The 3,748-nt window shown below is 53.1% G+C and carries 4 protein-coding genes; 2 read left to right on the top strand and 2 right to left on the bottom strand.

The features are described from left to right. Positions 1-211: 211 nt before the first annotated feature. Positions 212-637 (bottom strand): hypothetical protein, encoded by a 426-nt coding sequence (locus AAC035_RS19510; RefSeq protein ID WP_339806780.1) that lies wholly within the window; start codon positions 635-637, stop codon positions 212-214. A 37-nt stretch (positions 638-674) separates the two neighbouring features. Continuing rightward, complete coding sequence (locus tag AAC035_RS19505) at positions 675-998, bottom strand: thioredoxin family protein (RefSeq protein ID WP_339806779.1); 324 nt, start codon at positions 996-998, stop codon at positions 675-677. A 192-nt stretch (positions 999-1,190) separates the two neighbouring features. Here AAC035_RS19505 and AAC035_RS19500 point away from each other — a divergent pair, with 192 nt between their 5' ends. After that, a complete protein-coding gene (locus AAC035_RS19500; RefSeq protein WP_339806777.1) occupies positions 1,191-1,577 on the top strand; it encodes a DUF302 domain-containing protein in 387 nt (128 codons plus the stop codon). Positions 1,578-2,766: 1,189 nt separating this feature from the next. After that, the gene (locus AAC035_RS19495) at positions 2,767-3,648 is read left to right on the top strand and encodes a phosphatase PAP2 family protein (RefSeq protein WP_339806776.1); all 882 of its coding nucleotides are present in this window, start codon (positions 2,767-2,769) and stop codon (positions 3,646-3,648) included. The last annotated feature ends 100 nt before the right edge of the window (positions 3,649-3,748 follow it).

The following is a 3,748-nucleotide window of genomic DNA, read 5'->3' as shown; positions in this document are numbered from 1 at the left end:
GGCAGCGCCAGGCTCAAGATGGGATTACCGGACGCTTACGTCTTGATGAAATTGCCGGCTGAAGAAGAGTCGATACGCAGGTAGAGGGTTGTTTACTCTTCAGAAAAGATGTCAAAAAAGCAGAAAACAACGGTCCCAGTTGATCCCGAGAATCCAAGTCATCGGACAGGAGCCCTCCCATGAACAGGCACCCCTGAGGCCATTTGAAAAATCAATCCGCCCCGGTATCCAGCACGGTAACCTCGGTAGCCTCCAGCACACGTCCTGTTTCACGGTCGGCTCGGAAGTGTCCGGTTACCCGGACCCGCTCGCCCACATAGTCTGACACTGCCTCGTCCGGCTCTATGGCTACCCGATTCAGGTCATCGTCTTCGATCCAGTAATGCCGGGGCACATCAAAGGTCCGGACAATCCCGGTGGTCGCCAGAGCCTGACCATTGTATCCAGCCTGCTGAGCGACCAGCGTCGCCAACGGAATGTCCGTAATGGTCTCGCTGCAGGCACCCAGCAGCGCCAACGCGACCAGGGCCGACAATACCCGGCTGAAGGGATGTCGGGTAACGGTCTCCGGTTGGTAAGCGTAGCCCATGGTTCGGTCTCTCATAAAACTGACGATAACGATAGCGTGGACAGGCACCCGTGAATGCTCCTCTGTGCTGCTCCGACCTTGCCGGTCAGTCAATCCGCCGCAGTCCGTCTTCAATTGCATCCCTGTCAGTGGGTCTCACAACCCGCGCGACTTCCTCACCATCTTTCAGGAAAATCAGCGTCGGCCATAGCTTGATGCCAAAGGTTCGCCCCAGCCGGCGGCCTTTACCGTCTTCGACCTTCAGGTGGCGGATGGCGCGATGAGCATCAAAGGCGCCGGCTATAATCGGCTGCGCGGCCTGGCAGTATCCGCACCATCCTGTGCCAAATTCAATCACCAACGGCCCGCTGGTCTCATCAATCTGTTCGCGCGTGGGGGATTCAGTGCTGTACTGGCTGACAAAAGGCATGGTTAACCTCCAGGTGAGTTCCTGCCCTTCATCATCGCAGAAGTACGTTCACTGCTCATCTTTTCAGAGCATCGGCGTCAACAGGCACTCGCAAAAGGCCGGTGGTTAATTCTCTGCAACGTCCTTTACATCTGATTGCAGGTGGGCAAGGCTGATTCCATGAACTGAAATTCCTGATCATTGGAGATAACGATGTCATACACACTCAATCGAATAATTAAAGATGCCGACTTTGAAGAGGTTGATCAACGGACTCGAAAAGCGCTTGCGGATCATAGTTTTGGGGTATTGACGGAAATTGACGTCAAGGCCACCATGAAGAAAAAGCTGGATAAGGATATGCCTGCCTATCTGATTCTTGGCGCCTGTAATCCAGGCATGGCGTGGGAAGCGATCGGGCTGGAGCCTCGTGTAGGCGCAATGCTGCCGTGCAATGTTATTCTTCGTGAGGTTGCGGAAGGCATTGAGGTAAGTGCCGTGGATCCCGTTGCTTCCATGATCGCCATTGATAATGACGAGCTCAAACAGGTTGCCGGGAAAGTCAGGGATTCGCTTGCTGAGGTTATTCAGGCGATCTGAATGCAAAAAAAGCCTCCCGGTTTACCTCCCCGGGGGCCAATTCTCCATTATCTAGCAGATCGTAGACAGGCACTCCCATAGCACTCCCAAAGAAGCAAACCCGTCCAGGTACAGCTCAAGCGGTCAATAGCCAGTTCAGGCCCTCTCTTCTGCAGGCGTGCTCAGCACGCTAGCAACCGCCTCTGCCAGTAAAAAAGCAGGGGAGCTTTGCATGCCTGTCTGGCGTCGGCATCTGACGTCGGCAAGCGGTATTGCATTTGTTTACAACTCGCTGATTGCACGGCAGTAGTACGTAAAGAATAATCCCGTTACTACTCACCCAATGAGCTCACAAGCCCAGCTATGAAATCAACCAACATCGCTTTTATTCTGTTTTCTTTGGTGGTACCAACCGTCTCCGCTAATGAGTTGCCCCGGCGCCTTGATGCCAACACTGTTTGGGAATCAGTGGCCTCTCACCCGGATAATCGGATTGAGTATGCTTATACAATAAATCTTCAAGGCACCGAAATGGCTTCGGCGACAGGCGCAGAGTTGCACGACCAACTCCATAGCTCTGTGTTCGCCAACTGTGCCAGCCCTATCCTAAGCAACCGGTCAAATTACCGGTTAACCTTCCGATACGACATCCCCGAGCGAGAAGATGTGAAAGTGTTTGAACTAACGCCCTCTGCGTGCAGGGATTACCGCTCGAATCGCTAGCCGTGTGAAGCAAAACGTCGGCATCACGGGCTGAGGGATCGATGGTTAAACATGAACATCTATGGACGTCTTTGCCGGTGGCAGGTGCAAATGAAGCCCCCTCAACCTGCCCTACCCTTCGTTTCCATACGCAGCGGGCCTTACTCAGGCTTGCGGAAAGAATGCATATAGTCTTCGGAACCATAGAAACACTTTCCGTCAGACTGACGCCAGGAGAGTTTCAATCATTTTCGATGACCAATGTGTCTGCAGAATCGATTAATATCGGGGTGAATGGCACGTATTGCAACTATCTTGCTATCGTTTGCGCTGTTGCTCTTTATCTTCCGACCATACAAGCGCCCGTACTTTAGCCAATCACGGTAGCATGGCATAGCCAGGCATTCCCAAATATGATCCAGCGGGATTCAATAATCTGTCTGGAATACGGCCAGTTCTGGGCACTGCCGGCTCAGCGTTGACACCTCATGCCTCATGGGAGAAATTCATGACTTGGTCATTGATGCCCCTACTGTTAATGGTCGTGATAACCATCGTGCTACGGCAAGCTGCCTGGTGGGGGCTGATCCTACACTTTCGCTTGTTCAGCAAGTCCACCACGGCCCTCAATCAAATCCTGGCTCGGGAGGACGTTTCTGATCTTGGCGTGAGAATCAGTACGTCATTTCCTGGGATGACCCGCATTCTGCGGGCCAGGCTGACACCAAGCCGTTACATCGGCCTACCGTTGACCCTGACGGTGATAGCGGCGCTCTACATCGCCGCCCTACTTGGGGGACTGGTCGAGGAGTTGATGGAAGCGGACGAGCTTGTTCGCCTCGATGAAAACATAAATCAGGGATTGGATACGATTCGCACGGATAGTGTGATCACCGTATTTTCCTGGATTACTGACCTCGGTGGATCAGCCGCTTTGATAGCGGTAACACTCGTGACCACCGGTTTGTTGTGGGCACACCACCGCAGGCAAATCATTGCTTCTCTATGGTTCACCATTCTTGGATCGCAAGTCACCACTTATGCAGGAAAATACCTGTTTGCGCGACAACGGCCGGAGTTTGTTACGGATATTGGTGCCTTTACGCCATCGTTTCCCAGCGGCCATGCAACAAGTGCCATGGCATTATATGGCTTCATCGCCTATGTCATTGCCAGCGATCTTATGACACGGCGCCAGCGCTTCGAGGTGGTCTACTGGGCAGCCGTTCTCATCATTCTTATCGGCTTCAGCCGAATGTTGCTGGGCCTGCACTATGCCAGTGATATTGCTGCCGGATTCCTTGTGGGTGGCTTTTGGCTGCTGCTTGGGCTGGCCCTCGCAGAAAACAATCGCCACCAGCAGCACCAACAACCCTGCGGGTGCAACTGACCCCTTCATAGTATCCGACCTTGATAACAGCTTTGGCTTCTATTGGGGCTCCATAGATGAGTACAACATTGTTGAATTCTACCGTGGTAGCCACATGGCT

The sequence above is a fragment of the uncultured Marinobacter sp. genome (genome assembly GCF_963974375.1).
In the GTDB taxonomy this organism is placed as follows: domain Bacteria; phylum Pseudomonadota; class Gammaproteobacteria; order Pseudomonadales; family Oleiphilaceae; genus Marinobacter.
This window is presented reverse-complemented; position numbering and strand designations above follow the sequence as displayed.

Coding starts and splice junctions, on each gene's coding strand:
- AAC035_RS19500 (WP_339806777.1), top strand. CDS start 1,191: ATGTCATACACACTCAATCGAATAATTAAAGATGCCGACTTTGAAGAG.
- AAC035_RS19495 (WP_339806776.1), top strand. CDS start 2,767: ATGACTTGGTCATTGATGCCCCTACTGTTAATGGTCGTGATAACCATC.
- AAC035_RS19505 (WP_339806779.1), bottom strand. CDS start 998: ATGCCTTTTGTCAGCCAGTACAGCACTGAATCCCCCACGCGCGAACAG.